This is a genomic window from Phormidium sp. FACHB-1136, from assembly GCF_014697375.1.
GTDB lineage: Bacteria > Cyanobacteriota > Cyanobacteriia > Phormidesmidales > Phormidesmidaceae > Nodosilinea.
The window spans coordinates 1-21,942 of the sequence record NZ_JACJRS010000055.1 but is presented as its reverse complement, the minus strand read 5'-3'; the positions used below and the strand labels follow the sequence as shown (position 1 = coordinate 21,942).

The window sequence follows — 21,942 nt, the reverse complement described above, 5'->3', positions numbered from 1 at the left end:
CTATATCGATGAAGTTTTAACCATTGACTAGCTGCAATGTTCTGATTTCTTTGTCCAACGGGTAGCTGAGGCTATCTGACGGCTAGGGGCGGGGCCGCAGGGTTAGTGATTGAAGCTTTTGGTTGTAGTCGTAATCTCCTTGTAATCTCCTGTACCTGTGGACGGGCCTCGGCTCGTCCCTTTTTTTGGGGTCTTTTTGGGGGGCTATCCCATCGATGGGGATCGATGTTCAGGCTTTGGGGGATGTCGCAGATCACCTCCGATGACAACGCGTTGGCTAGAGGACAGTCTAGCAATACGCTAGCCTTAGCCCTAGGGTCTACCTTCGTTGAGGCGGTGTGATGCAAAGTTGGTTCAGTCTATTACCCGATACGCCTATCATTGGTTTCACCATTTTGCTGTTGGTGACCCTGACGGTGCCCCCCTTGTTTGAGCGGTTGCGGTTACCCGGTTTGGTGGGTTTGCTGGCGGCGGGGGTGCTGTTGGGGCCAAGTGTGGCGGGGTTGTTGAGCCCCGATGGTGAGGTGGAAAAACTCCTCTCGGACATCGGCAAAATTTATCTGATGTTTGTGGCCGGGATGGAAATTGACCTGCGGGATTTCAAAAGTACCCGCAACCGTTCCCTAGGCTTTGGCTTTACTACCTTTGCCGTTCCACTCACGGCGGGAATTCTACTGAGCTTGGCCTTTGGCTTTGGCTGGGTGAAGGCAATTTTGGTGGGGTCGCTGCTGGCCTCCCACACCCTGCTGGCCTATCCCATCATCATGCGGCTGGGCATTGCCAAGGAGGTTTCAGTGGGGGCCACGGTGGGGGCCACCATTTTTACCGACATTGGGGCGCTGATGGTGCTGGCCATGTGTGTGGCGGCTCAGGCCGGGGATTTCTCGGCCCAAACCGTGGTCAACCAAGTGTTTATGCTGGCGGTCTTTGCCCTAGTGGTGTTGGTGGGGCTAGATCGAGCTGGCAAGCGCTACTTTCAGCGCAACGGCGACAAGGAAGGCAATCAATTTTTATTTGTGCTGGCGGCGGTGTTTCTGGCGGCGGTGGGGTCGGAGATTGTCAATGTCGATAAAATTGTCGGGGCTTTTTTGGCGGGGTTGGCCGTCAACGATGTGGTGGGCAATGGCCCCGTGAAGGAGAAGGTGGAGTTTGTGGGGGGGGTGCTATTTATCCCCTTCTTCTTTGTGTGCATGGGGCTGCTCATCGACCTCGACCTATTTATGGAGTCGATAACTACCAATTTAGCGTTCACCGTGGGGCTGACCGTCGCCCTAATTACCAGCAAGTTTTTAGCAGCCCTGGCCGTGAAACCCTTTTACCGCTACCGCTGGCAGCAAACCTTGACCATGTGGTCGCTGTCGATGCCCCAGGTGGCGGCGACCCTGGCGGCAGCACTGGTAGGTCTGGAACAGGGGATTCTCACAGCCCTGGAGTTCAATGCCGTGATTGTGATGATGCTGGTTACATCGGTGATTGGCCCCCTACTTACGGCTCGCTTTGCCGGGAAATTGGTGGTGGCCCCCGTCTTTAAAGCCGAGGCATCGACCCTAGATTCCCTAGAGTCCAACGATACCCCGACCTCTCCGGCGGGATCCGAGGGCGCTGGATTCACCCCGACCCTGGCCCCCGCCAATCCCTTTACTGTAGTGGTGCCGATCTATAACCCGATCACCCAGCGGTATTTAATTGAAATGGCGGCCCTGCTGGCCAGCCATGAGGGGGGCCATGTCATCCCAGTGACCATTACCCGTGCCCAGGTGCATATGGACGAGCCAGACTTGGTATCTGCCATTGGCCAGGGGCGCAAAATGCTGCAAAAGGCAGAGCGCCTCAGCCAGGAGTTCAATGCCCCGGCTTTCCCTATCCTGCGCATTGATGATGATGTTTCCGAGGGCATCACCCGTGCTGCCCGTGAACAAAATGCCAACCTCATCCTGATGGGCTGGAGTCGGCGGGGCTTTCGTGCCCGCCTGTTTGGCACCTTGATTGACGATGTGTTTTGGTCGTCTCACTGTCCGGTGGCGGTGGCTCGTCTCTTGGCGGAACCCATTGATATTCACCGCATTCTGGTGCCGATGAAGGCGATTACCCCCCAAGCTGTGCGTACCGCCCGCTTCGCCCAACTGTTTGCCGATACCCACACCGCCTCGGTTACCCTGCTCCATGTCCACGATCCCTACACCCCCGCCGCTGCCATTGACGCCTTCAAATCCGAGCTGACCAAGGTGATGACCGATGGCCCCCCCATTCCCTGGGAAATTCAAACCCTGGCCGGAAAAGATCCCGCCGACATCCTCCTCCACGCCGCCCAGGACTACGACCTCGTGGTGCTGCGTTCTATGCGTCGCCGTACCGTAGGCGGGCTGGCCGTGAGCGATGTCACCCACCGCGTCATCGATGAAGCGGATTGCTCCCTGATTCTGTTTGGCGAACCCCATAGCTAAGCCTTGGGCTACTCGGTGACCTAGCCCTTGCAAACTGGGAAACATCCCCTTGGCAAACCCATGGGGAACCTCAGTTTGGGGGACATTCAGCGGCCTAGATCATGGAGTTGGTGAATGGCCTCGGCGCATTGGGCGGTGACGGCTTCTAGGGCGTCGCGCTTGGTGGTGGCGGGGGGGGCAATGGGCTCCCCAATGCGAATGGTGAGGGGAACTGGACGCGGCAGGGCCGATTGGTTTGGAGTAATGCAGTGGTTGCCCCAAAGGCTGACGGGCAAGAGATCCGCCCCGGCCTTGGCGGCAATCATGGCGGCTCCAATTTTGGGGTTAGGGATGCGACCATCGGCGGTGCGGGTGCCCTCTAGGAAAATCCCCACGGCCCAGCCCAGATCCAGTTGATTCAGGGCTTCGCGAATGGCACTGCGGTCGGCACTGCCCCGCTTGACGGGATAGGCTCCGTAGAGGGTAATCGCCTGCTTGAGGACGGGCACCTTGAACAGCTCTTCCTTGGCCATGTAGGACACCGGGCGGCGCACGGCGGCGGAGAGGAAGGGGGGATCGAAGTCGCTGGCGTGGTTAGCCACCACCAAGAGTTTCCCGGTTTTGGGCACATTCTCGACCCCATAGACCCGCCCCCGAAAGTAGGTGTGGAACAGCGGACTTACCACCGACCACTTGAACAGATGGTAGAGCAGTAGATTAACGGCAGGTTCGCGGTCGCGGGTTAGGGAATCTGCCTGGGAGACGAGTTGGGGGGGCTGGGGGGGGCCAGGGGTCATCTGGGGGATCTCCGATGATAGGGGGCCGATGGCAGGGGGCCGATGGGAAGGCGAGGGCTAGCCCTGGGACTCTAGCTGGGCTAGGGTACCCACATTGACTAGGGCCAATTCCTTGCAGGTGCGTTTAATCAGGCCCGTGAGCACATTTCCTGGCCCCACTTCTACCACGGTATCAATCCCCAGGCTGGGCAGGGCAAGGCTGATTTCTCGCCAGCGCACCGATCCGGTCATTTGCTGCACCAGGCGCTGTTTGAGCACGGATCCTTCGGTGGCGGGGGTGGGATCTACGTTAGACAGTACGGGTACTTGGGATTCCTGGAAATCAACGGGTGCCAACACCGCCGCAAAGGTTTCCGCCGCCGAGGCCATCAGAGGCGAGTGAAAGGCTCCGCTGACGTTGAGTTTGACCGCCCGCTTCGCCTTAACGCTACCCATCACCGCCTCCACCGCCGCCGGAGTACCGGAGATCACCACCTGGCCAGGGTTGTTATCGTTGGCCAGCACCGCCCCAGGGTTGGCCGCTAATTGAGCCTGGAGATCGTCTCGATCAAACCCCAACAGCGCCGCCATCATGCCATCACTAGCCGCCGCCATCAGCTCCGACCGCTGCTTCACAAGGGAAAGCCCGGTGGCAAAATCAAACACCCCAGCCGCATAGAGGGCGACATATTCCCCCAGGCTGTGTCCCGCCACGACATCCGGGGTTTGGCCCCGTTCTTTCAGTAAGTCCACCAGCAGGCTTTCCAGCACGTACAGGCAGGGTTGGGTATAACGGGTGTTGGATACCTTATCCTCGGCATCCTGAATCACCTCCGGCACCGACCACCCCAGCACCGCTTCCGCCGCCGCAAATCGGGCCTGGGTCTGGGGTAAATCGGCTAAATCCATCCCCATCCCCACGGATTGAGACCCCTGCCCCGGAAAAACCCACGCTGCTTTGGCCATGGCGGCACTCCCCCTTGCAATACTTCAATGTTCTGAGCGACATCAACACCCTGCGCCACCTGGGTATACCAGCGGGCACAGAACCGTCGGTCGGTGCTGGATATCATCCCTCAATTAGGCTAATGTCTCACAAAATCGTTCACCCAGAACAGTCTGTTCCCGCGTTGGCCCGGTTCAGCATTGTTGTGACCCAGATTTGATCTGCCGTGGAGAGATCCGGGGCTGGCACCGGAGTTTAGTAATTCAGCCACGGATAACCGTTGCTACTCCTGTCGCCACATCTTCCGATGGCATAGGAGATAATCGCGTTTGGGTAGATAGCACCACCGCATCGGGAATGCCGACCAGTACATCTGGGCTAGATGCTGGTTCGCCGCCGTCTAAATAGGTGCGGGTTTCCACTGCCACATAGTATTTGGGTAGCAAAGTATTTAGGTAGCAAACTAGGAGCAAGGACATCGGCCAGAGCCACAATCCAACGGCTATGGAACTCTGGCCAAAGGGTCGCCTGTTCTAGGTAGGGATCCATGCCTGGGAAAGGGGACGCCATCGCTCAGCCTGCTGTAAAAACCACCCCAATTTTAGCGAGCCTCGAAGGGCCGTCCGCCGGACGGGGTAAGTCAACACGCTATAGCAGCGATTGCTCGGTGGCGGGGTCGAAGAGATGTACCTTTTCCGGGGCGATGCCCAGCCACACTTCGTCCCCCATACGGACGGGTTGGTCGGGGGGGACTTTGGCCTGTAGGGTGAGGTGGTCGTTCTGCACCGTTAGGTAGGTTTCGCTGCCCAGGGCTTCTAGGTGGGTGACCTGGCCACGGATATTTTTGGGGGCGGGTAGGGCCAAGCTCAGGTGTTCGGGCCGAATACCAAGGAGGAGGGATTGACCATCGTAGGCCCATAGGCGATCTTCCCAATCCCCCAGCAGGGAAAGGCGGAATTCGGGGTGAATCAGCAGATAGGGAGCCTGCACCTGAACGGGGATGAAGTTCATCGGTGGTGAGCCAATGAATTCCGCCACAAAGCGGTTGGCGGGACGATTGTACAACTCCAGGGGCGGGGCCACCTGCTGAATTTGGCCCTGGTACATTACGGCAATCCGATGGCCCATGGTCATGGCCTCCACCTGGTCGTGGGTGACGTAGATGGTGGTGATGCCCAGTTGCCGTTGCAGGTTGACAATCTGGGCGCGGGTTTCCATCCGCAGTTTGGCATCCAGATTCGAGAGGGGTTCATCCATCAAAAACACCTGGGGGTTGCGGGCCATGGCCCGACCCAACGCCACCCGCTGTTTTTGCCCACCGGAAAGCTGGCGCGGATAGCGGCTTAGTAGCGTGTCCATTTGCAGCATTCTGGCCACCGCTCGCACCCGTTCGTCAATCAGGCGCTCGGCGTCGGAGACGTAGCGCAGGTTGGGGGGCAATCGTCGGGTAACAGAAACCAAGGGCTTTTCCCACCAGCGGCTCTCGGTCAGCAGGCGTTCCAGTTCTTGATTGGCCAGAGAGTCACTCACGGGCAGGGGCTTTTGTCCGGGTTCCAGATCCGGCAGGGATTTTTCCAGATCTGCCCCCATGCGGCGCAGGCCAAAGGCGAGGTTGTCGTACACCGACAGGTGCGGATAGAGGGCGTAGCTCTGGAACACCATAGCGGTATCCCGCTGCTTGGGGGGCAGGTTGTTCACCTTGCGGTCACCCACCCAAATATTGCCAGCGGTGAGGGTTTCCAGGCCGGAGATCAGCCGCAGCAGCGTACTTTTACCGCAGCCCGATGGCCCCACCAACACCATAAATTCGCCATCCTCCACTGTCAGGTTGATGCGCTTCAGCACCGCCGACTCAGCTTCGGCCTCGGCCCCCTCCGAACCACGGGACGACCGAGACTTCGGAAAGGTTTTATAGACGTTTTCAATTGCGACGTAGGCCACGGCAAAGGTGTGGATGGGGAATGGGCAACGAATCGCGAACCTTGGCCCTCACCCTAAATCCCTCTCCCATTTTGGGCTACTGCGTACACATAAGTCCTGTTTGACTCATCTCCCCACGTTTCGGCCCCCTAAATCCCCCAATTCTGGGGGACTTTGAGGTTCGATCCCCCCCGAAATCGGGGGGCTAGGGGGGCCAAAACCGACAAAAGGGGACGGTTCGCGAGATGTGTGTACTTAGTAGCCCATTTTGGAAGAGGGACTTTGAAAGGTTGTCCGGCTCCCCTCTCCCCCCTGGGAGAGGGGCTGGGGGTGAGGGCCAACCCAGGGCAACGGGCCAGAGCACCCTCTATTTATAAGCCGCGATGCACTGGCTGACCAGGGCTTGCACCTTGTCTACGTTCTGCCAGCCGAGGATTTCGGTGACTTTCTTTTCTAGGTTTTTGTAGGTGCGGAAGAATTCGGCGATTTCGTCCAAACGGTGGGGGGCGACATCATCCAAGGATCGCACATTGGCGTAGCGGGGATCGGCCACGGGCACACAGAGAATTTTCTCGTCGCGGTCGCCGCCGTCGATCATTTCCAACATGCCAATGGGGCGGGCCGCAATCACACAGCCGGGGAAAGTGGGCTGATCCATCATCACCATGCCATCAAGGGGGTCGCCATCGTCGGCGAGGGTGTTGGGCACAAAGCCGTAGTCGAGGGGGTAATGCACCGAGGAAAACAGCACCCGATCCAGGGCGAAGGCGTTCATGTCCTTGTCAAATTCATACTTATTCTTGCTGCCCGCCGGAATTTCGATCAGGACGTTGATCACCCCAGGCTCAGGCTGGGCCGGAATACGAGAAAGATCCACCATACGGCTACATCCAGGAAAAACATTCGACACTGTATTTTACGGGCTGACGGGAGCCTTTCAACAGAATCGACGGATCGCAATGGAGACCATCGTGGCCTTGGCGAGGGATCGGTTTTACCGCCGTTGTTCGTGGCTGTCGTCATCGAGATGATCCAGATCGATGGCGGTATCGAGGGTGGTGTAGTGGAAATCTTCCAGAGCTTGCCGCTGGCGACGGCGAGAGACCCGGCGGTATTTCTTGGCTTGAAGCAGGGGCTCCTGGTGAACTTCGCCCCCTTCACCCACCTTGTGCTTCATGGCGCTCTGGCCGGAACGGCGGGACGGTTGGCTGTTCTGTAGGGCTTCGGCCTCGGTCACCATGGTGGTGTAGAGGTCGTAGCGATCCCAATCGATCCCCACGGCACAGCCCGGTTCATCGCGGTGGAGGCAGTCTTTAAACTGGCAGCTATCCTGGGCTAGCCGCCGCCGAATTTCTGGAAAACAGCGGCCTAGGTCGGCGGGGGTGAGGGTGAGGTCGGGTTGGTTAAAGCCGGGGGTGTCGGCCAGCAGCCCCCCCTGGGGTAGGGCAAACAGTTCCACATGGCGGGTGGTATGGCGGCCCCGGCCCAATTTGCCAGAAACGGCGCTGGTGCGAAGTTCAGCCTCCGGCACAAGGCAGTTGATCAGGCTGGATTTGCCCACCCCAGAGGGGCCAGAGATCACGGTTATGCGGTGCTGAAGGCGAGATTGCAGATCAGCCCAGGAGCCCTCCTGGCGCAGACTGATCAGCAGGGGATCGTAGCCCCACTGGCGCAGGCGATGTTGCCAAATACGCCGGGTTTGATCGGTGACGAGATCCTGCTTGTTCAGGCACAGCAGCACCTCCAGTCCGGTGGATTCGGCCTTCACCAAAAAACGACTGAGCTGGTGCGGATCGAGATCCGGTTCGGCCATAGCAAACACCAGCAGCATCTGATCGGCATTGGCCATGGGGGGCCGATCTAACACCGTCTGCCGAGGATCTACGGCGGCAATGGCTCCCCGCTGTCCTTCCCAGTCCGGGTCTGCCACCTGCACCCGATCCCCCACCATCACCCGCTGGCCCGTTTTCTTCAGTCTTGCCCGCCGGATACAGAGCAGCGCGGCACAGGGGCGTGGCTCGCCCTCTGGCCGATCTAAGCTGACCCAGTAGTAGTTGGCCTGCACGGCGGTAACCACGCCCCATAGGGTAAGGTCGGGCTCAGGTTGGGGGCAGGGGGGATCATCCATGGCTAGGGGGCCATTCATTCCGGTCGCAGCCAGGGTCGCCGCACTTGGAGCACACAGTAGTCGCCCTGGGTATTCAGCGTTTCAATCCCGTAGCCCTCCATGCGCAGACTATCGGGTACCTGCTCCACGGGTTCCCCTAGATCTAGCCACACCTCTAACAAGGCTCCTGGCTCCATTTTTTCAAGCTGAAGCTTAGTGCGCACAAAATTGATTGGGCAGGGGGTACCTCGCAGGTCGAGGGAGTGATCCGGAGGTGGGGATGGGGCCATGGGCGACCCGTCAATGCTGCTCATCCGCGAAATAATCCCCCTAAAAAGCCTTCAATGCCGCCCCGGTTCACCTTGTCGCCGCGAATTTCCGCTAGCTTCTCAATCAACTCCCGCTCCTCCGTTTTGAGCCGAGTCGGGATGTCTACCTGTACGGTGATTAGATGGTTGCCTCGGCTGACGGGATTACCCAGCTTGGGCACACCGCGATCCTCCAGGGTCAGCACGGTGCCCGGTTGGGTGCCCGCCGGGATGTCCAATTCTACGGGGCCATCCACGGTCTCTACCTGAAGCTTGCAACCCAGAATGGCTTGCAAGTAGCTCACGCGCAGGTCGGAGAGGATGTTGATGCCATCGCGCTTAAAGGCGGCATCTTCGCTCACAAAGAGATAGACGTATAGATCCCCAGCGGGACCACCTCGCAGTCCGGCGTCGCCCTCCCCAGAGACCCGCAGTCGAGTGCCGTTATCCACCCCCGCTGGCACAGTAATTTTCAGCTTCTTGGTTTCCTGGGTTTGGCCACTGCCACCACAAACTTCACAGCGGTCTTCAATCACCTCGCCCGTGCCGCCACAGGTGGGACAGGCCGAGACTTGGGTGAAGCTACCAAAGGGGGTGCGGGTGGCCCGCCGAACTTGCCCGGTGCCGCTACAGGTGCCGCAGGTGGTGGGACGGGTGCCCGGTTTGGCCCCACTACCGCTACAGGTGCCGCAGGTTTCTAGATGGCTAATTTTAATTTCCTTTTCGCCGCCAAATACCGCTTCCTTGAAGTCCAGCTTCAGGTCAAGGCGGAGGTCATCCCCTCGGCTGGGGCTGCGACGACGTGGCCCCTGGCCCATACCGCCGCCCGAAAATCCACTAAAAAAGCTTTCAAAAATGTCGGCAAAGCCGCCCATGTCGCCCATGTCTTGGTAGCCGCCCCCCGCCGCGTTGCCCACTCCAGCCTCGCCAAAACGGTCGTAACGCGCCCGCATTTCTGGCTCAGACAAGACTTCGTAGGCCCGGTTGATCTCCTTAAAGGTGTCTTCAGCACCGGGATCTTTGTTGACATCTGGGTGATACTTACGAGCTAAACGGCGATAGGCCCGCTTAATCTCGTCTTGATCGGCACTGCGCGAAACACCAAGCAGGTCATAGTAATCACGGGCCATAGGGGGCTACCTAGACAACTCCAGCAACATCATTCAAGATTGAACCATCTTAAGCAGCTTTGACCGCTTTGCCTAGGTGGGATACCCGCCCTAGGCCATTCCTATGTTGCCGTTTGAGCATGGATAAAACTGCTTAGACCGAGCCTGCCGAAGCCCTATCGAGCATGGCTGAGTCGAGGGGCTAGTCAATGGCTTCGTAGTCAGCGGTAACGGTGGCATCGAGGTCGTCATCGTAGTCTGAGGCTGGGGCGTCGGGTTCATACGCATCGCCCGCAACATCCTCGCCTCCTCCACCGTCCCCAGTGGGCTCATAGCTAGCGAAGCCCCCGTCTCCGGGGTTGGTGCCGCTATCGCTGTAGAGGCTAGCCCCAACGGCAAAGAGCGCAGACTGAAGTTCGTCCAGACAGGTTTGCAGGGCCGCAGGCTGAATGGTGGGATCGTTGACGGCCTGACGCAGGTGGGCCGCCTTGGCCTCTAGGTTGGCCTTGGCAGCCTCGTCCATCGCGGCTCCGTGCTCCCGCAGGGTGGAATCGTAGCTATAGAATAGGGTATCGGCCTGGTTCGTGAGCTCGACCACCTGGCGGCGGCGAATATCTTCATCGGCGAAGACTTCAGCATCCTGGCGCATCTGCTCCACTTCGCTGGCACTGAGCCCCCCGGTATTGGTAATCCGAATGCTCTGGGCGCGTCCGGTGCCCTTATCGAGGGCCGATACCTGCAAAATGCCGTCGGCATCGATCTCAAAGGAAACCTCAATTTGGGGCACCCCACGGGGAGCAGGGGGAATACCCGTAAGCTGGAATTTGCCGAGGCTCTTGTTGTCCTTGGCCATGGCCCGCTCCCCTTGGAGAACGTGAATTTCCACGGAGGTCTGGCCGTCGGTGGCAGTGGAGAAGGTTTGGGATTTGCTGGTGGGAATGGTGGTGTTGCGTTCAATCACCTTGGTGAACACTTCCCCTAGGGTCTCAATCCCCAGAGATAATGGGGTCACGTCTAGCAGCAGGAGATCTTTGACCTCTCCCCCCAGCACCCCCGCCTGGATCGACGCGCCTAGGGCCACGGCTTCGTCGGGGTTGACGGAGCGGTCGGGAGTCTGGCCATTGAAAAATTTACTAATCGCCTGCTGCACCGCTGGAATACGAGTGGATCCACCCACGAGCAAAATTCGATCAATGGCCTCTGGGGCCAGGGCGGCATCCTTTAGAGCCTGTTTCACGGGTTCCAGGGTCGCCGCGATCATGGTAGCGGCCAACTGCTCAAAGTGAGATCGGGTCAAGCCCATTTCTAAATGCTTCGGCCCAGTTTCGTCCGCTGTGATGAAGGGCAGGTTGATGGAGGTCGAGGCCATGTTTGACAACTCGATTTTGGCCTTCTCGGCGGCTTCGCGGATGCGTTGCAGGGCCATGCGGTCGGTGGAAAGGTCGATCCCCTCCTGATCCCGGAAAGATGCTAGCAGCCAATCCACGATGCAGTTGTCAAAGTCATCGCCGCCTAGGTGGTTGTTGCCCGCCGTGGCCTTCACCTCAAACACCCCATCCCCCAACTGAAGGATAGAAACATCGAAGGTGCCGCCCCCTAGGTCAAAGACCAGCACAGTTTGATCTTGATCCTGTTTATCGAGACCGTAGGAGAGGGCGGCGGCGGTGGGCTCGTTGATGATGCGCAATACCTCTAGGCCCGCAATGGTGCCCGCATCCTTGGTGGCCTGCCGCTGGGCGTCGGTGAAGTAGGCTGGAACCGTAATCACGGCTTGGGTCACCTCGGTGCCGAGGTAGGCTTCGGCATCCTGCTTCAGCTTTTGCAGGATCATGGCCGAGACTTCCTGGGGGGTGTAGACATTACCCCGAATTTGGACATCGACGGTTTGATCCCGCCCATTCACACAGACGTAGGGAACTCGGCTCCGTTCGGATTCGGTATCCTCCCAGCGTCGTCCGATGAAGCGCTTGATGCTGTAGACCGTATTTTCGGCATTGGTGACCGCCTGTCGCTTGGCCAACTGCCCCACCAGGCGTTCGTTGCCTTTGCCAAAGCCCACAATGCTGGGCACCGTGCGCCCTCCCTCGGTGCTGGTGATGACGACAGGTTTGCCGCCCTCAAGCACAGCAACACAGCTATTCGTGGTTCCTAAATCGATGCCGATTACTTTTCCCATAGCCCGTGGTGTTGAACAAAGTGACTGTGTAGCCCCTGACCCGCTAGCCCATCGAGGACGGCGTTAGCTTGGATCAACTGTTGTTAATATGCCCCCTGACTAAAGTTAAGGTATCGTGCGATCAAAAATTGCTAGGTACAGGGTGGACAACCGCTGTGTCAGGTACCGTTCGCCAGATACCCTCGGTCAAGGCTATTCGGCGACCTCTGGATTGGCCTCTGCGGTTTCCTCTGGGGGAGCCGCCACCTTCACCATGGCGTAGCGCAGCACCCGGTCTCCCAACTGGTATCCCCGCACAAATTCTTCAATGACGATACCTTCGGCATAGTCAGCGGTGGGTTCCCGCATCACCGCTTCATGCAGTTGGGGGTCGAATTCTTGGCCCTCGGCCCGCAGCGCTGAAACCCCCAACCGCTTCAGGGTTTCCACCAGTTGTTTGTAGACGCTTTGATAGCTCTTGTGGATGGTCATTTCGGCCTCGGTCTGGGGCTTAATTTGAGACCGCGCCCGCTCAAAATTATCGACCACGGGCAGCAGTTCGATGACCGTGTTCCCCTTAACCTGGCTCTCCAGTTCTTCTTTCTCCCGCATCGTGCGCTTGCGGTAATTCTCAAAGTCCGCCGCAATCCGCAGGGCTTGACCGGACTGATCCTCAAGCTGGGCCTTGAGATCGGCCATCTGCTGCTCTAGGCGGGCCACCTCTATCCCAGATACCCCAGCGGATCCACCGCCCCCCGATTCTTCGGCCTTGAGTTCTTCCTCTAGACCATCAAGGGCTTGATCCAAGTCAATGTCAAGGACGGCGTCTTCTTCGTGGAGTTCTTCCGTGCCTTCAGTGACAGGCGTCACTGAGGGGGAATCCGCTTGATGCTGTTCGTCAACCATGCCAATCTCGTAACCCGACTACGTTAGTTATAAACACGACTATAAACATGACCCAGTGTTAGGCTCAAGCCTATCTTACTCAAGGAGGCCGCAAACAGCACAGTCTCCCCCCTGCGCTTTCCCCCTTTCCCCCCTTGGCCTGATCTGGGGAAAGGTCTTAATGGGCCGAAAGCCTGGGTTCACCGGAGCGCGTCCATAACCCCACAGCAACTTGACCCCAATTCCCTCCATGATTAAGTTACGTAACGATCAGAGGCTATTCACGGCCTTCCAGGGCTCTATTAAGAGAGCAGGGGCAAGTTAAGGCCAATGTTCTGACCATGTTTCCAGGTTTGGGGAATGCCCTCATACCTCTGGCGGCTAGGCAGGTTGCTATGGCGCAGATAAAAAGGATGGGGGTATCATCGAGACTACAGGGGTGTACTTTGGGATGTTCTCCGCATCCTGAGTCTGAGGGTAATTTCAGCGTGGAAGCTAGGGTGTTGGCTCGGCGATAGAACGACCCTGTTCCAGAGGACGCCGTTGATGGTGGTGGCCTCCCTGGGACAGCTACTTCGGTAGGAGAGTCGGTCGCATTGGTTCGGTCGCACCGGAGACGCCTTTGACCGATATGTTTACGATTCTTCTGTGTTGGCATCGGCACTATGACTAACTCTTCTTCGTCTCGTCGGCAGGCTCTCGTTCTACAACGGAGTTTTTCGCCCTTTGGCAATAAGCTGATCCAAGCTGGCTACGTCGATTCAGAGCAGATGCAAAAGGCTCTGGCGGAGAGCCGGAAGACGGGGCAAGCCTTGACCGATGTACTGGAGGCTTTGACGGGGCAGCAACTAGCCCCTGAGTTGTTGCGCCAATACAAGAAACAGCAACTCTTTGAACTCAAGATTCTCTACGGGGTTGAATCCCTCGATCCGGAACTCAACGACATTTCAGCGGCTCAGGTGAGTACGCTCATCGACACCCTAATTCCAGTGGATGTGTGCCGCCGCCATCGCCTCGTGCCCCTCTCCCTGGAAGAGGGCGACCAGCCCTCCGCACTGGTGGCCATGGTAGATCCAGAAAACCTGGAGGCCCAGGACGACCTGAACCGGATTCTGCGCGCCCGCAACTTGGGCCTGCGCCGCATGGTGATCACCGTCGAAGACTTCCAGCGGCTGATGTCCACCTACCTAGATGAGGCGGTGGCCAAGCAGAAAAAGGAAGACCTGGATGCCGCCGTTGATGTGCGCACCAGCCTAGAGGAACTGGATTATGGTGGCGACCTAGAGGACGTCATTGATCAAGAGGCCGACCTCGGCGAAGCCCTCAAGGATGCGGGGGCGGCTCCAGTAATTGCCCTGGTCAACAAAATCCTGGTGAAGGCGCTGCAAGAGGGTGTTTCCGACATTCACATTGAGCCCCAGGAGGAATTTCTGCGGGTGCGTTTCCGGAAGGACGGGGTGCTCAAGGAAGCGCTACCCCGAATGCCCAAGAAAATTATCCCGGCGGTGACGGCCCGTTTCAAAATTATCTCCGACCTCGATATTGCCGAACGACGGGCACCCCAGGATGGTCGGATTCGCCGCATTTTCCAGGGTCGCAAGGTAGACTTCCGGGTCAACACCCTGCCGAGCCGCTGCGGCGAAAAGGTGGTGCTACGGATCCTCGATAACTCCGTCACCCAACTGGGCCTCGATAAACTGATCACCGACCAGCCATCCCTGAAAATTGTGCAGGAAATGGCGGCTCGACCCTTTGGCTTGCTGCTGGTGACGGGGCCAACGGGATCGGGTAAAACCACCACCCTCTATTCAGTACTATCAGAACGGAACGACCCCGGCATCAACATCAGCACCGCCGAAGACCCGATTGAATACACCCTGGAGGGGCTGACCCAGGTGCAGGTGATTCGGGAAAAGGGGATGGACTTTTCCGCCATTCTGCGGGCCTTCCTGCGCCAAGACCCAGATGTGATTCTGGTGGGGGAAACCCGCGACCGAGAAACGGCAAAAACGGCGATTGAAGCGGCCCTAACCGGGCACATGGTGCTCACCACCCTGCACACCAACGATGCCGCTGGGGCCATCGCCCGTCTGGATGAGATGGGCGTGGAGTCCTTCATGGTGTCTAGCGCCTTGATTGGGGTGCTGGCCCAGCGTTTGCTGCGACGGGTCTGTGTTGATTGTCGCATCGCCTATCAGCCCAGCGTGGATGAACTGGCCCACTTTGGCCTCAGTGCCTCCGCTGACGGCGAAGTTACCTTTTACAAGGCCAACACCCTTTCCGTGGAACAAGTGGCCGAGGCCAAGGCTAAGAACACCCTGTGCCCAACCTGTCAGGGCGGTGGCTATAAGGGTCGGGTTGGGGTCTATGAGGTGTTGCGGGTGACGGAACGCATCCAAAAGCTTATCTCTGAGGGTGCGCCCACGGAGGTGATTAAGGAGGCCGCCGTAGAGGAGGGGATGCAAACGCTACTGGCCTACAGCCTTTCGCTCGTTCGCCAGGGATATACCACCCTAGACGAGGTGGAACGGGTGACCTTTACCGACACGGGGCTAGAGGCGGAACTCAAGGCCAAGCGCAAGGCTTCCCTCACCTGTGCCTGCTGTAGCGCCGAGCTACAACAGGAATGGCTCGACTGCCCCTACTGTCTCACTCCCCGTTTTTCGGAGTAGGTTTTTCGGAGTAGATTTAGGCCCAGCGTGGGCAAGATTATCCACAGGTTTCAAGGGCGTCTCAGAGTTGCGATTCGATAATGCGATTCGATAAGTTTTATGGGGCTATGACCATATCGCCCGCTCCTTTGGGCATCCTGATAACAACATTCAGGGAATCAGCACTGATAGGTTGTCTGTCATGATTTCCTTTCCCCACCCTTCTCTCCAGACAGAGGTAAGTCCATGGAATTGATGATCGAAGATTTGATGGAAGAGGTCATTGAGCGGGGCGGGTCTGACCTGCACCTCTCCGCTGGATTACCCCCCTACATTCGGATTAGCGGCAAGCTCACCCCCACCGAACATGAGCCCATGACCTCGGAGTCTTGCCAGCGGCTGATCTTCAGCATGTTGAACAATACCCAGCGTAAACAGCTCGAGCAAACCTGGGAATTGGACTGTTCCTATGGCGTGAAGGGGCTGGCCCGCTTCCGGGTCAACGTCTATAAGGACCGGGGCACCTACGCCGCCTGTCTGCGGGCTTTGAGTTCCAAAATTCCTAGCATGGATGTCTTGGGTCTGCCACCCATCGTCCACGAACTCGCCGAGAAGCCCCGTGGTCTAGTCCTGGTGACTGGGCCAACGGGTTCCGGGAAATCCACCACCCTGGCTTCGATGATCAACAACATCAACCTCACTCGGCCAGAGCACATTCTGACCGTTGAGGATCCGATTGAGTTCGTCTACGAGCCCGTTAAAAGCCTGATTCACCAGCGCCAAATTGGGGAAGACACCAAGAGTTTTGCCAATGCCCTACGGGCCGCCCTGCGGGAAGACCCCGACGTGATTCTGGTGGGGGAAATGCGCGACCTGGAAACCATCTCCCTAGCCATCTCCGCCGCAGAAACGGGCCACTTAGTCTTCGGTACCCTGCACACCAGTTCCGCCGCCCAAACCGTAGACCGGATGATCGACGTGTTCCCGCCGGAACAGCAGCAGCAGGTGCGGGTGCAGCTTTCCGGTTCCCTGGTGGCGGTGCTGAGCCAAACCCTGGTGCCCAAGGCCAACGTCAAACCCGGCGAGTATGGTCGGGTGATGGCTCAGGAAATCATGGTGATTACCCCCGCTATCGCCAACATGATCCGGGAGGGTAAAACCGCCCAGATCTACGGGGCCATCCAAACCGGGGGCAAGGTGGGAATGCAGACCCTTGAGAAGGTGCTGTCCGACCTCTACAAGTCGGGCACCATCTCCTTTGAAGCCGCCATGTCCAAAACCTCCAAGCCCGATGAACTCCAGCGTCTCCTAGGGCCAGCCCCTGCCGCCGCCGGAGCTCGCCGCTAGACCTCAGTCCCCTTGATGGCTGGCGGGGAATTCCTCTTCAGCTATCAGGGGCAATCGCTATAATTGCTGAAAATCGTAGAGTTCTTGAGCCATGCCTACCTACGTTGCCATTGGTCGTGATGCCACCGGAAGCCAGCGGAAAGAGCGCATTTCCGCCGAAACCCCCAACGACGCCCGTACCCGGCTCAAGGAGCAGGGGCTGTTCGTCATGGAAATCAAAGAGGAGAAGGGCTTCAGCTTCAACCTGGAGGACATCTCCACGTCCATGACCAAGGTAACGGTCAAAGACAAGGCGATTTTTTCTCGACAGTTTGCGGCACTAGTCAACGCGGGGGTAGCCCTAGTGCGGGGGCTAGGGGTGCTAGCCGACGACTGTACCAACCCTAAGTTAAAACAGGCGCTGATGGCCATCAATGCCGACGTGCAGCAGGGCACCAACCTCTCGGACGCCATGCGCAAACACCCGGCCTGCTTCGACAACCTCTATGTGGCCCTGATTCAGGCCGGAGAAGTGGGCGGGGTGCTGGACGAGGTGCTCAACCGTCTGGCCAAGCTTCTGGAAGACCTTAACCGTTTGCAGAACCAGATCAAATCCGCCCTCACCTACCCGGTGGTTGTGGGCATTCTGGCCGTCACCATCTTTGTGGCCATGACGGTCTTCCTGCTACCCATTTTCGCCACTATCTTTGAGGACTTAGGGGCGGATTTGCCAGCCTTTACCCAACTCATGCTGCTGATTAGCAAGTTCTTGCGCACCCCCCTGAACTGGGTGATGATGGTGGCCGTCTTTGTGTCCGGTAGCTTTGCCTTCAAGCGCTACTACGCTACTCTCAGCGGTCGCCGCACCGTAGATCGCTTGTCCCTGAAGATGCCCCTGTTTGGTGACCTGATTCAAAAAACCGCCACCGCCCGTTTCTGCCGCACCTTTGGTTCCCTCTCTAAGGCGGGGGTGCCCATTCTGACCGCCCTAGAAATTGTGCGAGATACCGCTGGCAATCAAGTCATTTCTGAGGCCGTGGATGAGGCCCGTAAGGACGTGCAGAGTGGCGGCATGATTAGCATCGCTCTGCAAAAATACGGCGTCTTCCCTACCATGGCCATTCAGATGATCAGCATTGGGGAAGAAACCGGGGAACTGGATGGCATGTTGATGAAGGTGGCCGACTTCTACGAGGATGAGGTGGAGCAGGCCGTGAAATCCCTCACCAGCATCATGGAGCCAATCATGATCGTGGTGCTGGGGGGTATGGTGGGGTCAATTCTCCTATCCATGTACCTGCCCATGTTCAAGGTGATGGAAGTGGTGCAGTAGCCTGCCTAGACTGAAGGCTGGCGAAAGGCCTCTAGTCCCGCAATTTTCTCCGATTGCCGCTGTACCTGCACCGACAGCGAATTGCACACCAGTTCGCAGAGGTCAAAAACAAAAGCGTTGGCGATTTGGTAGTAGACGCACACCCCCTGTTGTTGCCGGGTGACCACGCCAGCCTGGGCTAGAATTTTCAGGTGCTTAGATACATTGGCCTGCCCTAGTCCGGTGGCTTCAATAATCTCTGAAACGTTTTTGGGACCAGCCTTGAGGGCACACATAATTTGCAGACGACTGGACTCGGATAGGACTTTAAAGAAGTCCGCCACCAATTGCAGGGTTTCCGGCGAGAGCTGCATGAACCGACAGTCGCTAGAGAGGCGACCTGCGGAGGACGAGGAATGGGTCAGGAAGGAAGAAACCATAGAGAGGTGGGGGTTAAGTCAAGGCTAAAGATTAAGAGTTTATTATATAACCTGAAAGTAGTATACCGCCGTCCCTGTGCCAATTTTCTAAACGGATACCAACCTCCCTGAAAAGCCGCGATATCCGCCCTGGCCCTGCTGCAATTGCCCGCAACCTGACCTAAGGTATAGGAATGATCTGCATGGGTTTGGCCGATTAGCGGGTGTTCCGGGGCCAAATCTGCGATCATGGTTGAGATCTCCATCCTTCATCTGTAATCTGCGGCTGTGACAGACTCTAAAAGCTACAAAGAAACTATTCTGCTGCCCCAAACCCGCTTTGATATGCGGGCCAACGCCACTAAGCGCGAGCCGGAGATTCAAGCCTTTTGGGCGGCGGAGCAGATTTACGAAACCCTGTCTACCCGCAATCCGGGCGAGGTGTTTGTGCTGCATGATGGGCCGCCCTACGCCAATGGCGACCTGCACATTGGCCACGCCCTAAATAAGATTCTGAAGGACACGATTAATAAGTACCAACTGCTGAAGGGCCGCAAGGTACGCTACGTCCCCGGCTGGGATTGCCACGGTCTGCCCATCGAGCTGAAAGTGCTGCAAGCCATGAACGACGAGGCGCGGGCCAAGCTCACCCCGATTAAACTGCGCTACAAGGCGCGGGACTTTGCCCTCAAAACCATCGAACGCCAGCGGGAGGGCTTTAAGCGCTACGGCGTGTGGGGTAACTGGGATCAGCCCTACATGACCCTCACCCCCGAATACGAAGCGGCGCAAATCGAAGTGTTTGGCCAAATGTACCTGAAGGGCTACATCTACCGAGGGCTCAAGTCCGTCCACTGGAGTCCTAGTTCCCAAACGGCCCTGGCGGAGGCGGAACTAGAGTATCCCGAAGGCCACACCTCGCCCAGCATCTATGCCGCCTTCCCAATGGTGAGCGCCTCCCCCGATGCCAGAGCCGCCCTGGAACCTTACTTGAGCCAATTGGGCGTGGCGATCTGGACGACGACTCCCTGGACGATTCCTGCGAACCTGGGCGTGGCGGTGAATGCCGACCTCACCTATGCCGTGGTGGAAGTGGCCTCTGGGGAGCCGTTCCAGTACTTAATCATCGCCAAAGACCTGGTGGAGCGGATGACCCAGGTACTAGAGTCTGAGCTGGTCGTGAAGTCAGAAATCCAGGGGGCGGCGCTGGAGCATTCCACCTATCGCCATCCCCTGTTCGACCGGGAAAGCCCCATCCTGATCGGCGGCGACTATGTGACCACGGAATCCGGCACGGGCCTCGTCCACACCGCCCCCGGCCATGGGGATGAGGACTTTAAGGTTGGTCAGCGCTACGGCCTACCCGTTCTCTGCCCCGTGGATGAAAAGGGCGACATGACCGAAGAAGCTGGCCCCTTTGCCGGGTTAAACGTGCTCAAAGATGCCAACCCAGCGGTGATCAAAGCCCTGGAGGAAGCGGGTTCTCTGCTAAAGCACGAACCCTACGTCCACAAATATCCCTACGACTGGCGCACCAAAAAGCCCACCATCTACCGCGCTACCGAGCAGTGGTTCGCCTCCGTCGAAGGCTTCCGCGACGAAGCGCTGAAGGCGATTCAGGAAGTGACCTGGATTCCCGCCACCGGAGAAAACCGGATCACCGCCATGGTGGCTGACCGCTCCGACTGGTGCATTTCGCGCCAGCGCACCTGGGGCGTGCCGATTCCGGTGTTCTACGACGAGGAAACCGGGGAACCCCTGATCAACGCCGACACCCTGGCCCACATCAAAGCCCTCTTTGCCGAAAAAGGCTCCGATGCCTGGTGGGAGCTTTCCGAAGCCGATCTGCTGCCCGAACCCTACCGCAGCAACGGGCGCACCTACCGCAAAGGCACCGACACCATGGACGTGTGGTTCGACTCCGGCTCCTCCTGGGCGGCGGTGGCCCAACAGCGGGACGAACTCAAATACCCCGTGGAAATGTACCTAGAAGGCTCCGACCAACACCGGGGCTGGTTCCAAAGCAGCCTGCTGACCAGCGTTGCTGTGAACGGCCACGCCCCCTACAAAACCGTGCTCACCCACGGCTTCACCCTCGATGAACAGGGCCGCAAAATGAGCAAGTCCATGGGCAACGTAGTCGATCCCTACGTGGTGATCAACGGCGGCAAAAACCAAAAGCAAGATCCCCCCTACGGAGCCGATGTGCTGCGGCTGTGGGTGTCCTCAGTGGACTATTCCTCCGACGTGCCCCTGGGCGGCAACATCCTCAAGCAAATGGCAGACGTGTACCGCAAGATCCGCAACACGGCGCGATTCCTGCTGGGCAACCTGCACGACTTCGACCCCGCCCAGGATGCCGTTCCCTACGAACAACTGCCGGAACTGGATCGCTACATGCTGCACCGCATGACCGAGGTGTTCGCGGACATCACCGACGCCTTCGAGACCTTCCAGTTCTTCCGCTTCTTCCAAACGGTGCAAAACTTCTGCGTGGTGGATCTGTCCAACTTCTATCTGGATGTGGCCAAGGATCGGCTGTACATCAGCGCAGCGGATTCCCAGCGGCGGCGCAGTTGCCAAACCGTCCTAGCGGCGGCCATCGAAGCCCTCGCCAAGGCCATTGCCCCGGTGCTCTCCCACATGGCGGAGGACATCTGGCAAAACCTGCCCTACCCCACCGAACACAAGTCTGTGTTCCAATCCGGCTGGGTGAAGCTCGATCCCCAATGGTCGCAGCCCGAACTCGTGGAGCGTTGGAGCCAACTCCGCACCATCCGCCAGGAAGTGAACAAAGTCCTAGAACAGGCCCGCACCGCTAAGGACATCGGTTCTTCCCTAGAGGCCAAAGTCCTGCTCTACGTGGCCGATGAGGATCTGCGAAAAGCGCTGATCGGCTTGAACCCCAGTGATGCCGTTGCCGCCGGGAATAACCACGTCGATGAACTGCGCTACCTGTTCCTGGTCTCCCAGGTGGAGGTGCTGGATTCCGCTGAGAAGCTGGCGGGGCTGAAGTACTGCACTGAATCCGATGCCCTGGGCATTGGCGTGGTGGATGCCGATGGGCAAAAGTGTGATCGCTGCTGGAACTACTCCACTCACGTTGGGGAAGCGGCTGAAGACCCAACGATTTGTGACCGTTGCGTGGAGGCTCTAGCGGGGACGTTCTAGTGGCAACAGGACCCCGGTTTCTAACGATATCGCTGTAACCGCTCAGACGCAGATTCGGATCTCTCTGGTCTGCGTTTTTTGCGATTAGGCTACTGGGTAAGCTGTTAGTCATCTAACGAGCGTATAATACATTAAAATTCTGGAATAAGGCATGGGAGTCAGGAACTATCTAACGTCAGAGGAAAAGCAAGAGCTTCAGAAGCAGTTGAAGTTCCATGAACACCCCAGGGTAATCGCATCTAATTTGGTATAAATTGTACTTGACAGAATAGCAGGGATAGAAGTTTGAGGATTCGTTGCCCTTGAGACAGCGGAAGAGTAATGGCGGAGGGTTAATGGGAAAGCATTTCCCTCATCAAAGTGAAGCGACCCCATGGCCCAAGGCTTTGGTCAACAGGTGCTGAGTCCTCAGCAGGCCCGAGAGGCTAAGATTT

The 21,942-nt window shown here is 58.0% G+C and carries 16 protein-coding genes and 1 pseudogene; 5 read left to right on the top strand and 12 right to left on the bottom strand.

Annotated elements, in window-relative coordinates; genetic code table 11:
• Window positions 1-341 precede the first annotated feature (341 nt).
• On the top strand, window positions 342-2,444 hold the full coding sequence (locus H6G62_RS16325; RefSeq protein WP_190497018.1) for a cation:proton antiporter: 2,103 nt from the start codon (window positions 342-344) through the stop codon (window positions 2,442-2,444).
• 86 nt (window positions 2,445-2,530) lie between these two features.
• On the opposite strand, the gene H6G62_RS16320 is transcribed toward H6G62_RS16325, so the two are convergent.
• The 11 genes and pseudogenes from H6G62_RS16320 to grpE all read right to left on the bottom strand — a co-directional run bounded on the left by H6G62_RS16320 (window position 2,531) and on the right by grpE (window position 12,650).
• The gene (locus tag H6G62_RS16320) at window positions 2,531-3,220 is read right to left on the bottom strand and encodes a lysophospholipid acyltransferase family protein (RefSeq protein WP_190497016.1); all 690 of its coding nucleotides are present in this window, start codon (window positions 3,218-3,220) and stop codon (window positions 2,531-2,533) included.
• A gap of 57 nt (window positions 3,221-3,277) precedes the next feature.
• Window positions 3,278-4,165, bottom strand: coding sequence for an ACP S-malonyltransferase (gene fabD / locus H6G62_RS16315; protein WP_190497014.1), 888 nt, complete (start codon window positions 4,163-4,165; stop codon window positions 3,278-3,280).
• A gap of 243 nt (window positions 4,166-4,408) precedes the next feature.
• Window positions 4,409-4,624, bottom strand: coding sequence for a DUF4058 family protein (locus H6G62_RS16310; protein ID WP_242052127.1), 216 nt, complete (start codon window positions 4,622-4,624; stop codon window positions 4,409-4,411).
• Window positions 4,625-4,646: 22 nt separating this feature from the next.
• A pseudogene (locus H6G62_RS28630) lies at window positions 4,647-4,694 on the bottom strand (hypothetical protein); the annotation flags it as partial.
• 99 nt (window positions 4,695-4,793) lie between these two features.
• Window positions 4,794-6,086 carry an ATP-binding cassette domain-containing protein gene (locus tag H6G62_RS16305; RefSeq protein WP_190497012.1) on the bottom strand — a complete coding sequence of 431 codons (1,293 nt, stop codon included), beginning with the start codon at window positions 6,084-6,086 and terminating at the stop codon, window positions 4,794-4,796.
• 346 nt (window positions 6,087-6,432) lie between these two features.
• Window positions 6,433-6,942 carry an inorganic diphosphatase gene (locus H6G62_RS16300; protein WP_190497049.1) on the bottom strand — a complete coding sequence of 170 codons (510 nt, stop codon included), beginning with the start codon at window positions 6,940-6,942 and terminating at the stop codon, window positions 6,433-6,435.
• A 117-nt stretch (window positions 6,943-7,059) separates the two neighbouring features.
• Entirely contained in the window at window positions 7,060-8,211 is a 1,152-nt protein-coding gene (gene rsgA, locus H6G62_RS16295) for a small ribosomal subunit biogenesis GTPase RsgA (RefSeq protein ID WP_242052117.1), read from the bottom strand.
• The gene (locus H6G62_RS16290; RefSeq protein WP_190497010.1) at window positions 8,208-8,486 is read right to left on the bottom strand and encodes a sulfurtransferase TusA family protein; all 279 of its coding nucleotides are present in this window, start codon (window positions 8,484-8,486) and stop codon (window positions 8,208-8,210) included. Before H6G62_RS16290 ends, rsgA begins: the two co-directional genes overlap by 4 nt.
• Window positions 8,483-9,610 carry a molecular chaperone DnaJ gene (gene dnaJ / locus H6G62_RS16285; RefSeq protein ID WP_190497008.1) on the bottom strand — a complete coding sequence of 376 codons (1,128 nt, stop codon included), beginning with the start codon at window positions 9,608-9,610 and terminating at the stop codon, window positions 8,483-8,485. The genes H6G62_RS16290 and dnaJ overlap by 4 nt, the downstream gene beginning before the upstream one ends.
• Window positions 9,611-9,791: 181 nt before the next feature.
• Window positions 9,792-11,765, bottom strand: coding sequence for a molecular chaperone DnaK (gene dnaK, locus H6G62_RS16280; RefSeq protein ID WP_190497006.1), 1,974 nt, complete (start codon window positions 11,763-11,765; stop codon window positions 9,792-9,794).
• 192 nt (window positions 11,766-11,957) lie between these two features.
• Window positions 11,958-12,650, bottom strand: a complete 693-nt coding sequence (grpE, locus tag H6G62_RS16275; protein WP_190497004.1) for a nucleotide exchange factor GrpE — start codon at window positions 12,648-12,650, stop codon at window positions 11,958-11,960.
• 644 nt (window positions 12,651-13,294) lie between these two features.
• Here grpE and H6G62_RS16270 point away from each other — a divergent pair.
• The 3 genes from H6G62_RS16270 (at window position 13,295) to H6G62_RS16260 (ending at window position 17,939) form a co-directional block, all read left to right on the top strand.
• Window positions 13,295-15,301, top strand: a complete 2,007-nt coding sequence (locus H6G62_RS16270; protein ID WP_190497002.1) for a GspE/PulE family protein — start codon at window positions 13,295-13,297, stop codon at window positions 15,299-15,301.
• Window positions 15,302-15,526: 225 nt separating this feature from the next.
• On the top strand, window positions 15,527-16,627 hold the full coding sequence (locus H6G62_RS16265) for a type IV pilus twitching motility protein PilT (protein WP_190497000.1): 1,101 nt from the start codon (window positions 15,527-15,529) through the stop codon (window positions 16,625-16,627).
• A 91-nt stretch (window positions 16,628-16,718) separates the two neighbouring features.
• Complete coding sequence (locus tag H6G62_RS16260) at window positions 16,719-17,939, top strand: type II secretion system F family protein (RefSeq protein WP_190496998.1); 1,221 nt, start codon at window positions 16,719-16,721, stop codon at window positions 17,937-17,939.
• A 5-nt stretch (window positions 17,940-17,944) separates the two neighbouring features.
• On the opposite strand, the gene H6G62_RS16255 is transcribed toward H6G62_RS16260, so the two are convergent.
• A complete protein-coding gene (locus tag H6G62_RS16255; RefSeq protein ID WP_206755648.1) occupies window positions 17,945-18,292 on the bottom strand; it encodes a metalloregulator ArsR/SmtB family transcription factor in 348 nt (115 codons plus the stop codon).
• Window positions 18,293-18,625: 333 nt separating this feature from the next.
• Here H6G62_RS16255 and ileS point away from each other — a divergent pair, with 333 nt between their 5' ends.
• Complete coding sequence (gene ileS, locus H6G62_RS16250) at window positions 18,626-21,508, top strand: isoleucine--tRNA ligase (RefSeq protein ID WP_190496994.1); 2,883 nt, start codon at window positions 18,626-18,628, stop codon at window positions 21,506-21,508.
• Window positions 21,509-21,942 lie beyond the last annotated feature (434 nt).

Coding starts and splice junctions, on each gene's coding strand:
- H6G62_RS16325 (WP_190497018.1), top strand. CDS start 342: ATGCAAAGTTGGTTCAGTCTATTACCCGATACGCCTATCATTGGTTTC.
- H6G62_RS16320 (WP_190497016.1), bottom strand. CDS start 3,220: ATGACCCCTGGCCCCCCCCAGCCCCCCCAACTCGTCTCCCAGGCAGAT.
- fabD (WP_190497014.1), bottom strand. CDS start 4,165: ATGGCCAAAGCAGCGTGGGTTTTTCCGGGGCAGGGGTCTCAATCCGTG.
- H6G62_RS16310 (WP_242052127.1), bottom strand. CDS start 4,624: ATGTCCTTGCTCCTAGTTTGCTACCTAAATACTTTGCTACCCAAATAC.
- rsgA (WP_242052117.1), bottom strand. CDS start 8,211: ATGAATGGCCCCCTAGCCATGGATGATCCCCCCTGCCCCCAACCTGAG.
- H6G62_RS16290 (WP_190497010.1), bottom strand. CDS start 8,486: ATGAGCAGCATTGACGGGTCGCCCATGGCCCCATCCCCACCTCCGGAT.
- dnaJ (WP_190497008.1), bottom strand. CDS start 9,610: ATGGCCCGTGATTACTATGACCTGCTTGGTGTTTCGCGCAGTGCCGAT.
- dnaK (WP_190497006.1), bottom strand. CDS start 11,765: ATGGGAAAAGTAATCGGCATCGATTTAGGAACCACGAATAGCTGTGTT.
- grpE (WP_190497004.1), bottom strand. CDS start 12,650: ATGGTTGACGAACAGCATCAAGCGGATTCCCCCTCAGTGACGCCTGTC.
- H6G62_RS16270 (WP_190497002.1), top strand. CDS start 13,295: ATGACTAACTCTTCTTCGTCTCGTCGGCAGGCTCTCGTTCTACAACGG.
- H6G62_RS16265 (WP_190497000.1), top strand. CDS start 15,527: ATGGAATTGATGATCGAAGATTTGATGGAAGAGGTCATTGAGCGGGGC.
- H6G62_RS16260 (WP_190496998.1), top strand. CDS start 16,719: ATGCCTACCTACGTTGCCATTGGTCGTGATGCCACCGGAAGCCAGCGG.
- H6G62_RS16255 (WP_206755648.1), bottom strand. CDS start 18,292: ATGCAGCTCTCGCCGGAAACCCTGCAATTGGTGGCGGACTTCTTTAAA.